This is a genomic window from Luteibacter sp. P4_E6, assembly GCF_056401535.1.
This window is the reverse complement of sequence record NZ_JBFUJE010000736.1, coordinates 1-1,546: the sequence shown is the minus strand read 5'-3', so window position 1 is coordinate 1,546 and position 1,546 is coordinate 1. Positions and strand designations below refer to the sequence as shown.

Below are 1,546 nucleotides of genomic sequence, written 5' to 3'. Positions count from 1 at the left end.
GAGTAGCCGACCAGGGTCTCATTGCGCTCGGTGGAACGGAACGGCGGCTGCCAGCAGCCGTTGTCGCAGTTCAGGCCGCGAATAAACCATGGCGAGCTCCAGTAGGGCTCGGGATCGCTGAGGCGGCTGCCCATGATGATGCCGCCATCCGGCTTGCGCCGCGCGACCGGGGCGTCCTCTTCACGTAGCGCCGAATGGTCGCGGGGAATGAAGGCGGCGCTGATGTCGCCGATCTCGGGGTTGGCCTGGAGGATATCGTGGATGATCGCCGGCGCCTGTTCGCGCCGGGTGCTGAGCAGGCCGGCGAGGACCTGGTCGACCTTGGCGACGCCGTCGATTCGCGCCTGGATGCGGTTGGCGGCTGACCCGGCGATGGCTGCAGCCTCGCGTTCGGTCTGCCGGAGCGTCTGCTCACGGGTATGCGTCAGCAGCAGGCCGCCCGTGACGATCAGGACGATCGCCGACCCCAGCAGGACGGCCAGGGCGAGTCGGGAGGCGACGCTGCGAAGGACCATCGGGTGTTCCACGGGTATGTAGGGCCGAATCTATGCCGGCCGGGGCGGCCGGACAAGCCGTCGGGAGGCCATAATGCGACTTTTCAGAGCAAGGTAATTGCATGCCCGGCACGCAACGTGAGGTCGAATTCCGTTTTCTGGCCCAGCCGACCGACGTAAACTTCGGCGGGAAGGTCCATGGAGGCATGGCGATGAAGTGGCTGGACCAGGCCGGCTATGCCTGCGCCGTGGGCTGGAGCGGCGCCTATTGCGTCACCGCCTCGGTCAGTGGCATCCAGTTCCTTGCCCCGATCCTGATCGGCGACCTGGTCACCGTGCGTGCCCGCCTGATCCATACAGGTACCTCGAGCATGCACCTCTCGGTGGATGTGCTGGCCCGCGACCTGCGCAGCGGCGAGCAACGCCTCGCGACCAGCTGCGTGATGGTCTTCGTGGCGCTCGACAAGCCGGACGGCGGCAAGCCGACCCCGGTCCCGCCGTGGAAGCCGGTGGAAGCGAAAGACCTGCGCCTGCAGGAGTACGCCCTCAAGCTCATGGAGATGTCGCGCGCCATGGAGCCGTTGGTTCTTGCGACCCGCGAGGCGTAAAAACGCTTCCCTTCACAAGGGTACCTCGTTACACTTCGCGGCCCACCCGTCGACGGCCCGTATCGACGGGGTGTCCGGGCCTCCGGAAGCCGTCATTGCACGCTGATTCGCCTGCAGAAGTTATTGACAGTTTCCGGGACGCTCGCGACAATAGGCGTTCTATGTTGGAGGAATACCCAAGCGGCCAACGGGGGCAGRCTGTAAATCTGCTGGCTTACGCCTTCGGTGGTTCGAATCCACCTTCCTCCACCAGACGAGTTCCGCGCAGTGCGGGAGTAGTTCAATGGTAGAACTTCAGCCTTCCAAGCTGATTGTGCGGGTTCGATTCCCGTCTCCCGCTCCATTGTAACTTCGCGCGCTGCGTAATCGTGCTCATGTAGCTCAGTCGGTAGAGCACTTCCTTGGTAAGGAAGAGGTCGCTGGTTCGATTCCAGTCATGAGCAC

At 64.1% G+C, this 1,546-nt stretch carries 2 protein-coding genes and 3 tRNA genes; 4 read left to right on the top strand and 1 reads right to left on the bottom strand.

The window, feature by feature from the left end; genetic code table 11:
• Window positions 1-515: PDC sensor domain-containing protein (locus AC1DT2_RS22940; protein ID WP_477298975.1), on the bottom strand; the 515-nt coding region annotated here is incomplete at its 3' end.
• Between the two features lie 101 nt (window positions 516-616).
• Here AC1DT2_RS22940 and AC1DT2_RS22935 point away from each other — a divergent pair.
• The 4 genes from AC1DT2_RS22935 to AC1DT2_RS22920 all read left to right on the top strand — a co-directional run bounded on the left by AC1DT2_RS22935 (window position 617) and on the right by AC1DT2_RS22920 (window position 1,545).
• Window positions 617-1,102 carry an acyl-CoA thioesterase gene (locus tag AC1DT2_RS22935; protein ID WP_159892979.1) on the top strand — a complete coding sequence of 162 codons (486 nt, stop codon included), beginning with the start codon at window positions 617-619 and terminating at the stop codon, window positions 1,100-1,102.
• Between the two features lie 166 nt (window positions 1,103-1,268).
• Window positions 1,269-1,354, top strand: a tRNA-Tyr gene (locus tag AC1DT2_RS22930).
• 17 nt (window positions 1,355-1,371) lie between these two features.
• Window positions 1,372-1,445: transfer RNA gene (locus AC1DT2_RS22925), tRNA-Gly, on the top strand.
• Window positions 1,446-1,472: 27 nt separating this feature from the next.
• Window positions 1,473-1,545 (top strand) — tRNA-Thr (locus AC1DT2_RS22920).
• Window position 1,546: the final 1 nt, after the last annotated feature.

Excerpts from the sequence above, each read along its gene's own strand:
- AC1DT2_RS22935 (WP_159892979.1), top strand. The coding sequence starts at position 617 with ATGCCCGGCACGCAACGTGAGGTCGAATTCCGTTTTCTGGCCCAGCCG.